This is a genomic window from Streptomyces sp. NPDC001270 (assembly GCF_042896695.1).
GTDB lineage: Bacteria > Actinomycetota > Actinomycetes > Streptomycetales > Streptomycetaceae > Streptomyces.
In genome coordinates this window covers 1-16851 of sequence record NZ_JBIAXM010000013.1, presented here as the reverse complement: position 1 = coordinate 16851, position 16851 = coordinate 1, and the positions used below count along the sequence as shown (strand labels likewise).

Here is a 16851-nt window from a genome sequence, read left to right as displayed (position 1 = left end):
ATCTGTGTTGATCTTCCGAGGGCTGTCGGACACTGAGGTAAAGTCGCGGGCAGGTTGGCGCGGGGGAGATTGCGACCAACGACATGACTGCTCAGGACACGGACGGGCAGGCTCCCGCTGGCCCCGCTGGAGCGATGGGCCTGGAGGAGCTGTTGTCTCTTCCGGTCACGGTCAATGTGGTGACCGCGGCACGGGCTCTGGGAATCTCCCCGAACAAGGCGTATCAGCTGATCCGGGACGGCCGGTTCCCGGTTCGTACGCTGCCGTTGGGCAGCACGATGCGGGTGCCGACGGCGGCGTTGTGGGCGGCGCTGGGCGTTGAGGGCACTCAGGCGTAGGGGTTGCCGCAAGGGGCTGCGGAATATGCCGCTTTCCCGATATAGGACCACTCTTTGCAGCAGTGTGGCCTATCTTCGTTACCATGGGAGGTCTACTGGGGTCGGCGAGGGCTGGGGAGATTCTGTGCCAAGGCTGTACGGGTTCGCGGATACGGCGTTCAGAAGGCCGAAGGCTGATGAGGTGCCGCCGTTGCAGGAGGCGGCCAAGCGGCGGGAAGCCGAGCAGCCCTACGAGGAGATCGCGGGTTGGATGAACGCGGAGGGCCACCGCACCACCCTCGGCAATGAGTGGCGCCCCCATGTTCTGGCCGCGGTCCTGGATCACCCGGCCATCGCCGGCCTCTTTGAGGACGAGGAGGGCAACCTGCTGCCCTCCGGCGGGCCGGAGCTGATCTCGCCCGAGCAGTTCCGGAAGATCCGTCAGATGCGCCCCAAGCACCAGCCGGGAGCCGCCCAGGCGCCGGAACGGGAGTACATGCTGAGCGGTAAGCGCCTGGTGTGCGGCCTGTGCGGCTACGTCCTCGGTGGTGCTCCGTCCAACGCGGGCAGCCGCGGCCACCGCTGCCCGCCGAGCAGTCCACGGCGTCCCCGGGGCTGCGGGCGTGTACGGATCAACGCCGACCTCCTGGAGACGTATGTCGGTGAGCACGTGCTGGCCGAGTTGGCCAAGCCGGGAGTGAGCGCCCTGGTGGAGAAGGCGCGCGAGCAGGCCGAGCACGAGGCGGCCTCGCTGCGGGAGCGCATCGAGCATGACCGCCGGCGCCAGAGTCGCCTTGGCGAGGACTTCGCGAAGGCGCGCGACGTGTCCTTGTCCGCTTTCAAGGCGGCAGACAAGGAGTTGTCGAAGCAGATCCGCGAGGGCAGGCAGGAGCTGCGCTTCCTGGAGCAGCTTGCGGGCGTGAGCGTCGCTGGTGTTCCGGACCTCGTGAAGTGGTGGAAGCACGCGCCGCTCGCCTCGAAGAGGGCACTGACGTTCCTGCTGCTGGACAAGATCGCCGTCTATCCGGGTGGCCGGGGCTCGCGCACGGTGGACTCCGACAGGGTGGCCCTGACCTGGCGTACATGGGGATGACCGCCCCCAGGGGGTGAACTGTGCGCGTGCGTACGTCGGGTGGGGTGTCATGCCACGGTGACGGGCAGTTCCCGCAGGGCGTGTGACCGCCAGGAGTGGCGCCAGCGCACCTCGTGCGGTGCAGCGGCCAGACGCAGTCGGGGGAATCTGTCCAGGAGGGCGGAGAGCGCGGCCTCGACCTCGATGCGGGCCAGCGCAGCGCCGAGGCAGTAGTGCAGGCCGTGTCCCAGGGAGAGGTGGGCCTTGTCCGCCCGGCGGATGTCGAAGCGGTCCGCGTCCGGGTAGCGGTCGGGGTCCCGGTTCGCGGAGGCAAGGCAGAGCATCACCGTTTCGCCGCGGGGGATGCGGACGCCGCCGATGTCGAGGTCTTCCAGCGGAAAGCGGCGGATGGCCATCTGGTTGGGGTGCGCGTACCGGAGTATCTCCTCCACCGCGTCCGGACGGAGCTTCCGGTCGGCCTGGAGCGCGGCGAGCTGTTGAGGATGCTGGAGCAGGGTGTACACCCCGGTGGTGATCACATGCTGGGCGTTCTCGCTTCCGGCCATGAGGATCAGGAAGGCGAGGGAGACGAGTTCGTCCTCGCTGAGCTTGTCGTCCTCGTCCCGGGCGGCGATCAGTCCGGAGAGAAGGTCGTCGCCGGGGGCGCGCTGGCGCTCGGCGACCAGGCCGGTCAGGAACTCCTGGATCTTCTTGATGGCTTCGCCGGCCTGCCCGGGGTGCTCGGGGGCGAACATGGTGCCGACCCAGGAGGAGAAGGCGAGCCGGTCCGTGTCGGGAACGGCCAGGAGGTCTCCGATGACCGTGATCGGAAGCGGGCTGGCGTAGACGGCGGCCAGGTCGTGGATGCCGCCTCCGTCCAGGGCATCAGCCAGCCGGTGTGCAGACGCCTCGATCGTGGTGCGCATCTGCTCCACGCGACGGGCGGTGAAGGCTTGGCTCACCAGTCGGCGCAGCCGCAGGTGGTCCGCGTGGTCGACGTTGAGGAGGTTGGCGTCCAGGGCTGGCGGAAGGGAGAAGCCCAACGCGCGCTACCTGCCGCACGAGCAGTTCCGTCAGCTGGTCGCCAACATCAAGCGGGACGGCCATCTGACCTCGACGCCGCTGGTGTGGAACGACACCGGCAGCGGGCGGCTGATCGTGCTGTCCGGCAATCACCGCACGCTCGCCGCCATCGAGGCCGGCCTGTGCTCGATCTGGTGGATGCAGATCGACGAGCCGCTGCCCCGACAGCGGCAGATCGCCCTCCAGCTCTCCCACAACGCCATCGCGGGCCAGGACGACCCGGCGATCCTCAAGGAGTTGTACGACGAACTGGAGTCGGTGGAGTGGCGGCAATACACGGGGCTGGACGACAAGACCCTGGACCTGCTGGAGAAGGTGGACGTCGCCAGCCTCGGCGAGGCCAACCTCGACTTCGCCTCGGTGCAGCTGATGTTCCTGCCCGACGAATTGGAGAGGGCCCAGGCCGCATTCGATGCCGCGCGCTCCACGGCCGCGGCGGACCAGCGGTGGGTGGCCGGGCTGGAGCAGTACGAGTCGGTGCTCGATGCGCTGGAAACCTCCCGGGCCGCGTACAAGATTGGTAACAGCGCGACGGCGCTCGGCGTGATCCTCTCCGTGTTCGAGCGGCACCTGGGCGAACTGGCCGAGGGCTGGTTCGACGCGGCCGCGGGGGAAGCGACGCGGGTGGGGATGGCGCCGTTGGAGACGGTGTTCGGCGTGCGCGAGATCCCAGTGGAGACCGCAGCCGCCGTCAGGGCCGCGATCGATCGCATGGTGCAGAACGGCACAGTGGCTGTGGACGAGCGGTGGCGTGCCCTTGAGGCGCTGGCCAGGGAAACGGTGTAGCCGGACGGTCTGGAGCTCGTTGGTGTGGTCGGCGCATCCAGGATGGAGTTCGTGCTCAGCTCACGGTGAAATTGGTGATGTTGTTCTCTTACGTCGATGACGACAGCGACGCTTGCTGATGGGAGCTGAGGCTCGGCTGCTGGGACGGCCGTCGGCGCGGAGCGCGCAGGCGCGGACGCGCGCCCGCTGCAGTCCCAGCGCGGTCAGCAGCCCCAGAGCAGGTGCGGCATGAGCGGCTGAGGGGTTAATGGGTTCCTGCAGTGTGCGCGTGCGCGTGGTGGAACTGTGATCGGCGCACCGCACCGTGAGGGTGATGCTGCCAGCGATCTGCCCCTCTCCGCGCAGCAGTACGCCGACCTGTTCGGCAAGTCCCAGGACGGCTCGGTGATGCTGTGCCGGATCGAGGCAGTCCCGCTCCAGCACGAGATCGGCGGTCAGGTACGCCGCCGGTTCCGTGGGGGTGACCGGGCGGGAGGTCGTTACCGCTGGCGCGCTCGGCCACGCTGGTGTAAGTGTTGAATGACATGGTCCTCGACCGGTACGGTCCGTACCTCGTGACGCCGACTGCGACCAAGTCCCCGTCTTCACCAAGGACGGCACCTGGTTCGGCGAAGCCACGAACCACTTCCCCTGTCACGGTCCGCTCATCTGCGGGCCAGTGCCATGGTGACAGCCGCCACCCCGCCAAGTACCGCCCAGCACGCTGTCGCGCCCGCCACCTGTCGGCCCGTCAGGACCTGCCGCCCTTTCGACGCATTCTCACGTCGGGTCCATAGCGGCCGCGGCTCCGACCAGTAATACGCCGCGAAGCCGAACCCGAAGACTAGTGAGGCAACAAGCCAGTATCCCGCGCTCGGGGAGCGAAGGTCCGGCCTGAGTATCATGCCCGTGAGGGCGACGATACAGCAGACAGCTACCGGCCAGGCGAAGAAGGGCATAATCCGCCAGTACAGGACGGGGACAAGCAGATCGACGACACCCAGCGGGTCGAGCCGGTCACCTTCCGCGAATGTGAGCTTGCCAGCCTGCTCGCCAAGCGTCTTCCTTACGTCCGTCGTGAACCGCTCCTCCGGGGAAGTAGAACCGTCCGGAGTGAAAGCGGACTTGTAGCGATGCGTGAACTGGTAGTCCCTCAGGTATCCAGCAGACCAGTACACGTGCACCTCACCGACGTCGTAGCTGACGACGCGGACAACAGACGTGTCCCCGTTCCTTATGTCCTGCAGGAGGTCCGGCATTTCCGCCTTCATGGGGAAGAGCAATGAACACAGTCCGAGATAACCCGCGGCCAGCACGGCCAGAAACAACACCCGAAAAGTCCACTCGATGGCAGCCGCGGTTCCGCCGTCGGAAGTCTTCGCTCGAAGCTTCACCACACCACTTATCACAGGGATCACTCACTCACTGTCACGGTCCAGTAGTATATCTGCCGAAGAGTTCCCTGCTGCCAGCCCTCCGCACGATCAGGCATGATATGTGTCAGGGATTCAAACCCCGTCTCGTTGTACGCGGCAAAGGCCACGGTAAAGCTTCGTTTCCGACGGTCCACATTGACGACCTGATGGATCTCGTCGTAGGACCCCATATACGCCTCGGGAAGGTCAGAGCCATGCCTTCCGTCGGTGATCATCCCCAGGACATCCTTGGCCAAATTGGACTTGGGATCCTTGTAGGCCGACCTGCCTCCAAGCTTGTCGGAGGAGACGTCGTATCCGGCGGCCGAGATCACTTTCTGTAGTTCCCTCAGGATCTTGGTGTTGTGGTCATTCCCGGCCAGCTGCTGCGTGATCAGGCTGCCTGCTCCGAAGACGTAGGTGCTGCCTTTGCCATTCAACCAGTCGTTCACGACGTCGTTCATGTCCTTGGTGGATCCCACACCCATGAGGTCCGCACAGGCGGCAGCGGGACCTGAGGTCACCGAGGCACCCTCCGTGCATGGGTCGGTGTTCTTGCCCAGGGCCTTGATGTATTTCTGCAGCTCGACCGCGAGGGCCTTGTATAGGCCGCCTGAGAACCGCTTCTCTAGTGCTCTGAGTGCCTTCAGACAGGCCGTATCGCAGCCGCCGGCCATGTTGGTGCCGCCGTTGCCGCTGCTCGAGGTCGTGCTGCTGCCAGTACTCGCGGTGCCCTTGGAGAAGTCAACCGCTTCGTTGGGGCGCCCGTTGCCCGGTGTTCCGTCCGGTCGTGTCGGGCAGGCTTCCTGGGAGCCGCCCGCGCCTCCGCAGGCGAGTCCCAGGCCAGTGGGGTCGCTGAAAGTGAGCGGGTTTTGGGCGCCGTAGGTGTAACCGTTGAGGGTTTGGGGTTTGTCGGTTTCGAGGAGTGGGTCGACGCTGATGAAGCGGCCTGTGGTGGGGTCGTATTCGCGGGCTCCGAGGTGGGTGAGGCCGGTGGTGTTGGTGTCGTCGGTGCCTCCGACGTATCCCTTGGTGCCGGGCCAGGTGCCGGTGCTGTTGCCCCGGTTGCCGCCGAAGGGCAGGGTGCGGCGCTGGGAGAGTGCGAGGTCGCCGATACCGATGGCGAGTTGGCCGGTGCCGAGGTGGTCGGCGATGGTGATGGTGATCTTGCCGTCGTCGGACTGGACGGCCTGGCTTCCGCTGCCGAGGTCGATGTAGCGGGTGGCCTTGGGTGTTGTTGCTCCCTTGGCCAGGACGAGTTCGGTGTTTCCGATGTAGGCGGTGGTCTTGTTCGGGCCTCGGGCGATGAGGCGGTTGCCGTCCGCGTCGTAGATGTATTCGGTGACCTCGTCGGGCTTGCCGGGCACGGGCTGGGTCACCTTGGCGAGTTTGCCTTCAGGGTCCCAGTCCAGGACCTGGGTGTCACCGGAGATCGTCCGGCCGGTGGTGTTGCCGGTGAGGTCGTAGTTATAGCTGGTCTTGGCCGTGCCCGTGGGGCCGGTCTGGTTGACTTCCGTCAGGGTATGGGGCTGCGCGGTGCCTGCCGGCGGGTAGGTGTAGCTGCGCTGGATGTCCTTGCTGGTGTCACCGGCAGTGTCATGGAGTGTCTCGGTCTTGCGTTCGCCGGCCTTGTCGTAGGTGTAGGAGTGCCAGTACGGCGCGACGCTGCCCAGCGCGCCGGCCGGCGGGGCTGTCTGGCAGGTGGTGTCGGCTTCGGTCCACGCCTCGGTCAGGCGGCGCAGGTAGTCGTAGGTGAAGCACTGGTTGTCGGTTCCGGCGCGGGAGACGTCGGTGACGGACAGGACGTTGCCCGTCTGGTCGTAGTGGTAGGTGTTCTGCCGGTCGACGCCCGCGATGTCGTAGCGGTCGACGCGGGAGGTGGCCAGGCGCTGGGTGCCCCATTCGTAGGTGTTGGTCGCCCAGGCTTCCTTCGCTCCGCTCGCGGTGGAGTGGTAGCTGTACTGAAGCGGCTTGCCGGTCAGTGAGTAACTGGTGACGTCTGCCTGGAACCCGTCACCGAGGAGGGAGATCGGGCGGAGGGCGTCGTCGTAGGTGTAGGAGTAGCCGCCGCCGGGCAGGGAGCCCGCCGAGGAGTAGGAGACACCGGCGACCAGGCCGGAGGACTTGTAGCTGATGCCGGCCTGGTAGGTGCCGGCCAGGCCCTTGTTCTCCGGGGTGTCCGGGATGGTGACGGAGGTGCGCTGGGGCCGGTAAAGCCGGTCGTACAGTGTGACCTTGCTCGTATAGGCCGCGCCGTTCACCCAGCGGGTGGAGGAGGCCGGCTGTCCCTTGGCTCCGGAGACCGTGTCGTACGTCCACTCGGCGCGACGCAGGCCGGTGGCGTTCTTCTCCCGCAGTTCGGTCTGGCGTCCGAGCTGGTCGTAGGCGTGGTACAGAACCGTGTCGCCTGCGGTTTTCGTGGTGGTCGTAGTGGTGGTGATGCGGCTGCGGTCGTCGTACGCGGTGTCGGTGGCTCCCTTGTCCGGGTCGACAGCCCTGGTCTGACGGCCACGCAGGTCGTACTCGTAGGTCCACGCGTTGCCGGCCGGGTCGGTGAGCTTGGTGAGCTGGCCGGCGAGGTCGTACTTGTAGCTGGTGGTGTCGTAGGCGGCGCTGGCGCTGCGGGTGTGGTGCTGGCGCAGTTCGGCGGTCTGCCCGCGTACGTCGGTGAGGGTGGTGGTGGCGGTGCCGCCTTCAGGTGGGATGACGGTGGTGCGGTCGCCGCCGTAGATGGTCTGGGTGATGCCCAGGACTGTGCCGCCGTCGCCGTTGCCCGCCATGTTCCTGGACTCGGTTTCCCGGCCCAGGCCGTCGTAGGTGTGCCAGGTCTGCGTCTCTACGCTCAGGGCCTTGGCGGGCGGGAACAGTACGCGGCTGGGTGCGGTGGCTGTGTAGTAGGTGGCGAAGGTTTTGGCGACCTGGCCGCGTTCGTCGTAGAACGTGTCGGCGATGAGGCTGCCGCCGTTCGGCCCGATGTCCTGGGTCTGGCGGGCGCGCAGCAGCCCGTCGTAGAGGGTGTAGGACGGGATCTGGCCGCCGTTGTTGTTCAGCGTCAGGGTGCGGACCGTGGCTGGTTTGCCGTCCTCGATGAAGTAGTCGAAGTCGTAGGACGGGGCCTGTCCGGTTAGGCGGTCGGCGAGCCAGATCTTGTCGCTGCGTCCGAGCGCGTCATAGGTGAAGGCCGTGACCTTGCCGTTGGTGTCCTGCTCCGCTGTGGGCTGGCCGCGCAGGGGGTCGAGGGTGGTTGTGGTGGTCTGTGCGGTGGTGGCGTCGGCGGCCTGGGCGGGTGGGGTCTTGGTGGTGACGGTGGTCGGGAAGCCGGTGGCCGGGGTGTAGGTCGTGGTGTTGGTCAGGCCGTCCTTGCGCGTACTGCGGACGGGTGTGCCGCCTTCGGTGGCGGTGACGTCGGCGGTCAGGTCGGTGACGGTCAGCGGCCGGCCGTAGGAGTCGTAGGTGGTACCGGTCTCCAGGTAGGTGGCCGTGGTGCCGTCGTGCTTGCTGAGGGTGGCGGTCGCGGTGACGTCGCCCTTCGTGGGCGCCGTGTTGTAGGCGCCACCGTCATATGCGGTGCGTACGTCTGACAGGACGTCCTTGGCCCGGTCCGGAGTGGCCGAACAGTCCACGCCCACGGACTCGGTGCGGGAGGTGAGCGTGAGGATGTTGGCGCTGGTGTTGGTGGCGTAGGTGATGCGGGTGCAGGTGTTGTCGGCGACTCCGGTCTCGCCGTTGTCCGCGGTCTGGGTGAGTCTGCCGGTGACCGTGTCGTACGCCATGGACTTCGAGGCGATGCGCCAGTCGGCACCCGCACCGTTGTCCAGCGAGGTGAACGTCTGGGTGTTCGCCGTGCCGGTGAAGTTGGAGGTCACCGTGCCCCAGGACCTCACCCGCTTACCGGTCTCGTGGTGCCAGGGCCGGTTGACGGTCTTTGCCAGCACCTTGCCGCCGGGACCGGAGTAGGTCTCCGTCCGGTATGGGAAACCGGCCGCGGACTCGTGGTCGGCGATCGGGTCGCCTTCACCAGCATTCAGTGAGACGCTGACGGACTTGGTGCCGCCGGAGGAGTCCTTGCGGTCGCCGCCCATGCCGCGCAGGAAGTAGCTTTCCTGCTGGGTTTTCATGGCGGTGCCGCCGCCCTGGCCGCCGGTCCTGACCCGGACGTGGCCGTAGCCGCGCCACTGCGACCAGGTCTTGTTCTTCTCCTTGGTCAGGCCGTCGTCATCGTCGTAGTGCCAGGCCCCTCCGTCGAGATACTCGTAGGAGGTGACGGCGTCCGGGGCACCGCCGGTACGGTCGGTGGCAGTGACGGAGGTGACGACGTACTTGTTGAACCAGTGCCGCTCGGGATCTTCGGTGTCCGAGCCACCCAGCATCTGCGGAAAGCAGCGAGTGGTATTGGTCTCCGGTGTCGGCAGGCTGTCCGCCTTGCAGGCCGGCTCCGAATAGTTGACGTCCGTCTGGCCACCGTACTCGTCGCTGATCGTCGACAGGCGTGCCTTGACGAAGGGCGCGTAGCCGTCGCCGATCTTGTCCAGCCGGTTCTCCAACTGGGTGTAGGCAAACGTAGTCGGCGGCAGAGTGATCGGGGTGGTAGCGGTCTGGCCGGTGTGCTGCACGGAATCGAGCAGCAACTGGTAGTCGACGTCCGCCTGACCCCAGCGATGGTTCAGCTTCCAGGAGTCGACCGGACTGTAGTCAGCCCCGTTGAGGACCTGGGTGGAAATGCCGGTGAGGCGCTTACGGGTCCAGAACGTCGGCGAATAGCTCGTGTCACAGTCCGTATCCGCATCGCAGTTCATGTCCCACGGCGTGTCATACCAGTAGAACGCGTCCTTGGAGATGGACGAGCAGTCCGTCGCGCTGTCGGGCAGGCACCGCTCGGAACTGGTGAAGTCGACCTTGGCCAGCGGCTTGGCGCTGTAGGCATGGTCCCACTGCACGCCGTACTCGATACGGTCGAGGTAGCCACCCCGGGTGTAACGGGTGTCGTCGGCCGCCTTCAGGTTCCGTCCGTAGGAGTTGTCTTCCTTGTCGTAGTAGTAGGCGATGGCGTTGCCGTGCGTGTCGATGACATAGTCGAGGTTCCACCGCCATGCCTGCCGGCACCAGGAGTCGGCGAAGGTCGCGGCATGGCAGGGCTCGTCGGTGTCGTCGCCGTAGACGGGGACGGTCCAGGTGGAGTCGGTGGTTTCCTTGCCGTCCGCCCAGCCTTCCAGCCGGTTATAGCCGAAGAAGTAGCGGGTGCCGTCCGCGGCCGTGACCTGCCAGTACTCGTTGTCATCGTCACCGTTGCCGCGGGCTGTCTCCTTCAGCCGTGCGATGCGTGTGCCGTCATCGTTCTTCAGCCGCCACTCGTCATCGCCGTCCGGGACGAGTTCGCCGCTCTTGCCGTTGAAGGAGATGTAGGCGTTGTCGTAGCCCCAGCACAGATCGCCCGGTTTGTTGACACCGTCGTCGGCTTTCTGTCCGTCATCCGCGCACGGCTTGTAGCGGCGCTCGATGAAACCCGGCGAAAGGTCGAACCCGTCGCCGACCCACGAGGACTGGTTGTTGCTGTTGCCGGTGCGCCCGTCGATCTCTCCGGAGGAGTACGACAGCCCCACGCTCGGCGACAGGCCGCCTGGCACCGCAGGCACCGGAATGCCGTAGGACCAGCTGAAGGAACCCGAGTTCAGACTGGTGCTCCAGGTCGACGACGCCGACAGCGGAGTCGCCTTGTAGTCACCGGTCTTGCCCGAGTCGTCGGCGACCACAGCCAGCACCGTCGGGCTGCCGGCCTTGACGGACACAGCAGACGCCGTGAGCGTCTGCGCCTCGGTGTCATTGTCCGCGGCCACGGGGGTGGTGGTGCGGCAGGCGTCCTTGACCGGTGAGGTCAGCACACAGGCGGGTAGTTCGACGAGGGAGAGGCGGTAAGCATAGGAGCCACCGAATGCCTGCGCGAAGGATGCGTAGCCGACGGTGGTCCCTAACGTGCCCGCCGCGTCCGGGTCCTGGGCATCCAGGGTGACCAGCAGGCCGTCGATGCCCGCCTTGCGGGACGCGTCCTGGCCCAGCACGCGGGCTTCGATGTGACCGCCGGTGGCGGACTTGACCTGCTTCGCCGGGGTGTTCAGCTCCAGTGGCAGCCCCTTGGCCTTCACTGGATCACTGGCCTTGGTCTGCGGCTCGTTCAATGCCACCACGGCGGAGCCGGTCGCGGGCCATGCAGCGTTGGGCGCCTCTGCCGGTGTGCGCGGGCCCTTCATTTCCTTGCGGGGCTTGGCCTTGATGGCGGGGCCGGCAGCGACCGGCTTGTCCAGGTCCGTTACCGACGGGCGGCCCATGTCCGCCGCATCAGCGAGGGGCGCGGAGGCCGCTGCCTGCAGCAGTGTGGCGATCAGGACTGCCGAGACGCCCAGCGCGACTCTTCGCCGCTGGACGACAGCACGACGTGCTCGCGATATGCCGTACATGCTGGATCCGATCCTCATCAACAGGCACTCACCCAGGGGTGGGTGCGGGACATTCAGGTGGGGAAGGAAAGGGTGCGCCGGGTCCGTCCGTTCCCGGCGCACCATCTGTTCGGTCAGTCGCCGGGGACTTCGGTGGGCACCTCGAACCAGTTGGTGGCCAGCTTGGCGATCTGGGCGTCGGTCAGTGCGCCCTGGAAGGTCCATACGTCATCGACCAGGCCGGGGAAGTACCCGCCGGCGCTGCTGCCGGTGCCGCTGCGGCCGATCTGCAGCGACGTGGCCTTGAACGACAGCACGTTCTCCGCCCAGGGAACCTGATCCGTGCAGGTGTCGCTGTCACTGGTGCCATCACCGTCGGCGTCCGTGCAGGCGACTTCCGCCAGACTTCCGTTGACGTAGAGGCGGGCCTCCTTGGCGAAGCCGTCGTAGACCAGGGCCAGGTGGTTCCACTCGCGGGCGTTGTGGAACGCGCTGTTGTCGACCTGCACCACGGTGGCGTCCGCGGCGTCCTTGTCCGCCACCGCCAGTTGCCAGCGCCCAGGGAGGTTCTCTGGGGCAGTGGCATCGGGCACGAAGCGGACCGTGAAGGCGCTGCGCGCGCTTCCTTCTGCGCCGGCCAGGGCCACCGCCCCGTCGGGCATCGCCGCAGCCTGCGCCCAGGCCGTCAGCGTGAAGCTGCCCGAGGTATCCACCGGCATACTCTTCGCGGAGGCGTAGCCGTTGATGCCGTCGAGTTCCATGGCCCCGAAGTCGATGAATCCCGCATCCGACTTCTTGGCGCCACCGTTCAGCGTGAGGGAATTGCCGGTGCCCGCAGCATCCGGAACAGTCACCGGAGCCGTACCGACAGTCTCCTCGAACTTCCAGCGGCTCTTGACCAATGGGCGCTGTTTGAACATCTGCTGCACCTCGACGGACGAGACCGGCCGGTCCAGCACCCGGACGTCGTCGACAGAGCCAGGAAAGAAGTACTGCGTCGCTCCGCCGAACATCCCTGTACCGATATACATCGACTCGGCTGCATAGAAGGGGCTGGTCTGGGTGACCGAGCCGGCCTTCACCCCGTTCACATACAAGGTGAGTGTGTTGTCCTCGGTGTCGTGCACGCCGACCAGATGCGTCCACTCCCCGGCCCGCGCCTTCGTACCGGCGGAAGGGACTGCGCGAACGATGCCCGCATCCGGTGTGTCCGCCGTGTACTGGGCGAATGTCCACTGCTGGGCGGAGGCGGAGTAGTACAGCTCCATCCCGGGGCGTTCCTTGCCGGCCTGCGTCACGACCACGCCGCTTTCAGCCGCCAGGCTGTCCAGCTTCGCCCAGGCGGAGACAGTGAAGCTCCGGAAGGTGTTGATGTGCGGGGCGCTGGTCTGGCCGATCTTCCCGTAGCCGGTTGCGCCGTCGAAGTGTGTGGCTTTCCCCGCCATACCCGGCACTCCTGTGGTGACGGCACCGTGGTATTCCGCCGGGAACACTCCGCCGTAGCCGGCGATCTCGGTGGCGCCGGCTTCCTCGTCCAGGTGGAACACCGCGATCGCGGGCGGCCCCGGGTCGCCGACAGTCTCCTTCGCATACAGCTTGCCGACCTCGCTGTCGGCGAGCGACCGGCTGAAGATCTGCACTTCGTCGATGGCGCCGGGAAGGAAGTTGCCCGGTGTCCCGCTGTAGGACCCGGCACCCAGGCGCAGGCCGCGGCGGGCGTTCCACGGTGTGGACCAGCTTTTCTCACCGACCAGTTGTCCGTCGACATACAGTCGCAGCAGGTCGAGGGTCGCATCGTAGGAGCCGGCCACCTGCGTCCACTTGCCGACCGTGACCGGTGCGGGCGTGGCAGCCTTGGCCATGACCGAGGTGGCATCAGCGGAATCCGCGGAATGCTGGTTGAACACCCAGCCGTAGGTCAGGGAGTAGTAGAGCTCGAAGCCCGCCATGACATTGCCGGGCTGGGTGGCAACCACCGCCGAACGGGTGGGCTGCTGATCGAACTTCACCCAGGAGGACACAGTGAAGCTTTGGGTGGAATTGACCGGGGAGAGGTCGGTGTCGGCGTACCCGTCCGTACCGTTGAACCGCACCGCCGTACCCGTGACACCCTCCACCCCGGCCGTGGTGCCGCCCAGCAGTTTCAGATTGCGCGGCGGAGTGGAGCCCGCCGCCTTGCTCGCGTCGGCGGCCTCGTCCATCTGCCAGGTCGCACGGTCGGGCTGCCCGGCCTTCACCCGGTAGAAGTAGGTGCGGGTCTCACTGCCGTTACCCGCCGAGTCGAAAGCCTTCGCAGTGAAGAAGTTGACACCCGGCTTGGACGGCAGCACTTTGGCGATCTGCGCAGCCCCGCCCGAAGTCCTGATCGTGTTGTCCGGGTTCGGATCGCCGTTGACGCCGTACCAGTACGTCGTCACATCCGAGTTCACCCCGTCGATCGTGAACGATCCGTACTGCCCGACCCCGTCATGCCAGGGGTCATCAGGATCCGCCGGATCCGATTCCGGATACTCACCCGAGCTGACCGTCGGCGCCGCGGGCGCATTCTTGTCGTAGACGAAATAGCACGCCGTCGCATCCCCCGCATACGACCACGGCGAGTACTGCGCCCCGTCATAAGCACGGGCGTACCAGTTGACCGACTTACCCTCCGGAATCGTCGACGGCAGGCTGATCTTGAAAGACGTCCCTGACGCCTTCAGTGATGTCCTCGCGGGGCTCCAGGAACCGCCGTCCCACTTCGCCTGGAACTGCACCGCGACGCTGTCCCCGTCCGGATCGGTGACATTGTTCGCATAGATCAGGCCGAGGCTGCGCACCCGGGCAGCCGACGACGGCTTCTTGCACGTGCCGCCGTACACCATCGTCAACTGCGACATCTTGATCTGAGCCGGCGGACGGTTGTACTTCACCCGCAAGAACGCCTTGTCCGAGAACCGCTTCCACGCATAGGCATCTTCCTCGCTGGCCGCCTTCAGGCCGAACGTCATCGTGGAGTCCTTGTTGTTCGCAGCCGTCTGCACCGCGGACTTGACATCGAACTCGCCGTCCTTGGCCGCACAGCCCTCGAATCCGTACGCGAATGACGGCGCGTCCAACTGCTTGATCCAGAAGCCGGATGCCTTCTGGGTGTTCCACGTGGTCGACGAGGAGATGTCCTTGGTCTGCCACAGCTCCACCGTCCGCGCTCCACAGGACGCCGACCAGGTGTTGCGCACCACGAATTCCGCCGACAGAATCGACCGGCCCGCGAACGCGGACACCGGGACGCGGTAGAAAAGGCGCTTGGTGTCGTTCGGCTTGCAGTACGACCAATTGCAGAAACCCATCCCGGCATCGGACTCCCCGTTGAACTTCCACTGCGGCGACGACGCCCAGTACTCCGACGCCATCGTCCACGCCGACGCCCGAGGCGAATACCACTGCGGATCGATGTAGACGGGATACGTGGTGTCCTCGCCCTTCAGCACACCGGCATCCGGAGTCAGCACCACCTCCTTCTGCCCAGCAGACACCTCCACCTCCACCGGCGCCAGCTTGCCCGACTCCCCCGCACCCGGCCCCTCCCCCGCGTCCGCAGCCGCCCTCGGCTCAGCGTTGCTACCGGACCCTGCCGACGACGACCGCGCCGTGCCCGCCGATTCCGTACCCGGGCTGGAATCCCACATCATCGGCTTCGGCGCCTCGAAAACCGCGCCCTGGGCCCCCGGGTCGAGCGCCTGCAGGCCACCCTCCGGAGTCTCTTCAACGGACAGACCCTGCGCCGACAGCCGCAGCCGCAACTCGGCCAGTTCAGGACTCGCCGCTGCCGCGGCCGTCTTCACCACCAGCAACTGAGTGAAACCATCCGCCTGCGCCGTCATCCGCAGATCCACGTCCGGCAGCACCGACGGATAAGTCGCCACCGCCCCCGCCAGCTCGGGCTCGGGCAGCGACGTGGGCCACGACAGGCTCAGCTCCCGCCCCGCACGCCGCATCACCACCAACGGAGCCGCGCCCCCGCCCGAGAACTCCACACCCATCGTCGACACCTTGGGAGCGACCATGCCCGACCCGGTCACCACCAGGTCAGAGTCGATGCGCTGCCAGCCACCCGCCACACGGGCCCAGACCGGACGTAGATACTCACGCGCCTCAAGATTGCCGTCCGGCATCGCGAAGACCTCACTGGCCTCACCACGCAACGCCGCAACCTCCACCGGCTCACCGGTCTTCGCAGCCTTCGCCCGTGCATCAGCCTCCGACAGGCCACCCGCATCATCGGCCGGTGACGCACTCTGACTGCTCGGGGCCGCCGCCACGCCTGCCGACGCACTGGTGGCCAGCGCAGGCACTGACCCGACAGCTAAGGCCAAACCCAGCAGGATCTCGATCACCCTGGGCCCAACCCTCATCCGGCTCCGCATTTCCGCCACACCCCGCACACAGTGGTCTCACAACTGCCTGCAGTAACTAACCCCACACACCAACAGCAGGTCAACGGAGAGGAAAGCTTCGACGACTGAAAAGTCTGACTTTGCGCCTGTGGTGATCGTTACGTTTACCGGGAATCCGGCCAGTAGATGGCGTCGCCCACCACGATGAGGTGACTGCGTGCGCGGGTGATGGCCACGTTCCAGAGGTTGAGCTGGTGCCCGATCCAGCTGATGGCGCCCCTACTCATTCCGTTGGTCGCGACGAGAAAGAAGGTCACGGCCGTCGCACTCTCCGCCCTGGAAAGGGTGAACGGTGCCGACGCGAAGCCGGTCGGGGACGTACGCGCTGAGCCGGTCGCGAAGTTCTTCGAAGGGGGTGACCACGCCGATCGTTACCTTGGGCGGAAGGTATGCCAACAGGTCGCGCACGCAGTCTTCGACCCGTTCGGCCTCCGCACTGTTGACCCACGAGGAACCGCGCGGTGGCCGTGTGGCCTGGCCGCCTGTTACGTCGGACCAGGTTCGCCGACCACATGGGCGGCCGCGTGGAATGCCGAGTGCCGTCGGTAGGCCAGACGGTATTTCTCCAGCCAGTCGGCATGCAGGCCCCTGTCGCCGCCGGATGAGGGCCTCGCGTTCAGGGCCGACCTCCGCGATGTGAGTTACGGGCTGACCCGCGAGTGATCTTGGGGTGTGCTGGCCTGCGGTTCGGCTGGGTTGTGGTTCAGCAGGCCGTGGCGCGAACAGGCCGCCATGGCTGGGTCGAACGAACTAGATGAATGAGTCCAAGGGGTGTTGTTGCGTCAGTGATCGTAGGCGGTCAGTGACCGCTTGATTGGCTGTCCGGTTTTGTCGTTGTGCCAGATCACCGCTGTGAGCGCGAGGATCCGGCACAGGACGCGGACTGCTACTCCCGCTGGGCTCTTGCCGCCGTGTCGTTCCAGGTCGAGTTGCCCCTTGAAGGTCTGGTTGATCGACTCAATGACCTGTCGCAGTGGTTTGAACAGGTGTGCCCCGGCCCGCTCTGGTTCGCCTTTGCGGGCCGGCCGCAGCAGTTCCAGGTGGCGCTCGGCAAGGTCGTGCTCGAATGCGCTGCCGTAGTAGTTCTTGTCGCCGATGATCGTCTGTCCGGGACGGGCGGCGGTCACGTCGGGTGCGGTGTCGAGCATGTCGCGCAGCGTCTCGCGCTCGTCGGCTTTCGCGCCGGTGAGGGCGAAGAGGACGGGCAGTCCGCCGAGCGTGCACACCAGGTGCAGCTGCAGGCCCCAGAAGTATCGTGAGTGCGACGCGCAGTAGCCGTACTGTGCCCACCCGGCCAGGTCCGAGCGCTTGGCGGTTTCGCGGGAGCAGCCG

11 protein-coding genes are annotated in these 16851 nt (G+C 66.4%); 3 read left to right on the top strand and 8 right to left on the bottom strand.

The window, feature by feature from the left end; genetic code table 11:
- Positions 1-83 precede the first annotated feature (83 nt).
- Together ACFY2B_RS22255 and ACFY2B_RS22250 are read left to right on the top strand one after the other, a co-directional pair.
- Positions 84-338: a helix-turn-helix domain-containing protein gene (locus ACFY2B_RS22255; RefSeq protein ID WP_390764817.1), complete on the top strand. Its 255-nt coding sequence runs from the start codon at positions 84-86 to the stop codon at positions 336-338.
- 181 nt (positions 339-519) lie between these two features.
- Positions 520-1410 carry a recombinase family protein gene (locus ACFY2B_RS22250; protein WP_390764816.1) on the top strand — a complete coding sequence of 297 codons (891 nt, stop codon included), beginning with the start codon at positions 520-522 and terminating at the stop codon, positions 1408-1410.
- A gap of 47 nt (positions 1411-1457) precedes the next feature.
- On the opposite strand, the gene ACFY2B_RS22245 is transcribed toward ACFY2B_RS22250, so the two are convergent.
- Positions 1458-2432 carry a cytochrome P450 gene (locus ACFY2B_RS22245; protein ID WP_390764815.1) on the bottom strand — a complete coding sequence of 325 codons (975 nt, stop codon included), beginning with the start codon at positions 2430-2432 and terminating at the stop codon, positions 1458-1460.
- On the opposite strand from ACFY2B_RS22245, the gene ACFY2B_RS22240 reads away from it, so the two are divergent.
- Entirely contained in the window at positions 2398-3258 is an 861-nt protein-coding gene (locus ACFY2B_RS22240; protein WP_390764814.1) for a ParB N-terminal domain-containing protein, read from the top strand. The genes ACFY2B_RS22245 and ACFY2B_RS22240 overlap by 35 nt on opposite strands.
- 60 nt (positions 3259-3318) lie before the next feature.
- On the opposite strand, the gene ACFY2B_RS22235 is transcribed toward ACFY2B_RS22240, so the two are convergent.
- The 7 genes from ACFY2B_RS22235 to ACFY2B_RS22205 form a co-directional block, all read right to left on the bottom strand.
- Positions 3319-3681, bottom strand: a complete 363-nt coding sequence (locus ACFY2B_RS22235) for a hypothetical protein (protein WP_390764813.1) — start codon at positions 3679-3681, stop codon at positions 3319-3321.
- Between the two features lie 221 nt (positions 3682-3902).
- A complete protein-coding gene (locus ACFY2B_RS22230) occupies positions 3903-4655 on the bottom strand; it encodes a hypothetical protein (RefSeq protein ID WP_390764812.1) in 753 nt (250 codons plus the stop codon).
- Positions 4652-11104: an RHS repeat-associated core domain-containing protein gene (locus ACFY2B_RS22225; RefSeq protein ID WP_390764811.1), complete on the bottom strand. Its 6453-nt coding sequence runs from the start codon at positions 11102-11104 to the stop codon at positions 4652-4654. The genes ACFY2B_RS22230 and ACFY2B_RS22225 overlap by 4 nt, the downstream gene beginning before the upstream one ends.
- Before the next feature lie 113 nt (positions 11105-11217).
- On the bottom strand, positions 11218-15489 hold the full coding sequence (locus ACFY2B_RS22220; RefSeq protein WP_390765041.1) for a LamG-like jellyroll fold domain-containing protein: 4272 nt from the start codon (positions 15487-15489) through the stop codon (positions 11218-11220).
- 134 nt (positions 15490-15623) lie between these two features.
- Positions 15624-15776 carry a hypothetical protein gene (locus ACFY2B_RS22215; protein ID WP_390764810.1) on the bottom strand — a complete coding sequence of 51 codons (153 nt, stop codon included), beginning with the start codon at positions 15774-15776 and terminating at the stop codon, positions 15624-15626.
- Positions 15739-16050, bottom strand: coding sequence for an AAA domain-containing protein (locus ACFY2B_RS22210; protein ID WP_390765040.1), 312 nt, complete (start codon positions 16048-16050; stop codon positions 15739-15741). Before ACFY2B_RS22210 ends, ACFY2B_RS22215 begins: the two co-directional genes overlap by 38 nt.
- 251 nt (positions 16051-16301) lie before the next feature.
- A partial coding sequence (locus ACFY2B_RS22205) for a transposase (protein WP_390764809.1) occupies positions 16302-16851 on the bottom strand: 550 nt, incomplete at its 5' end.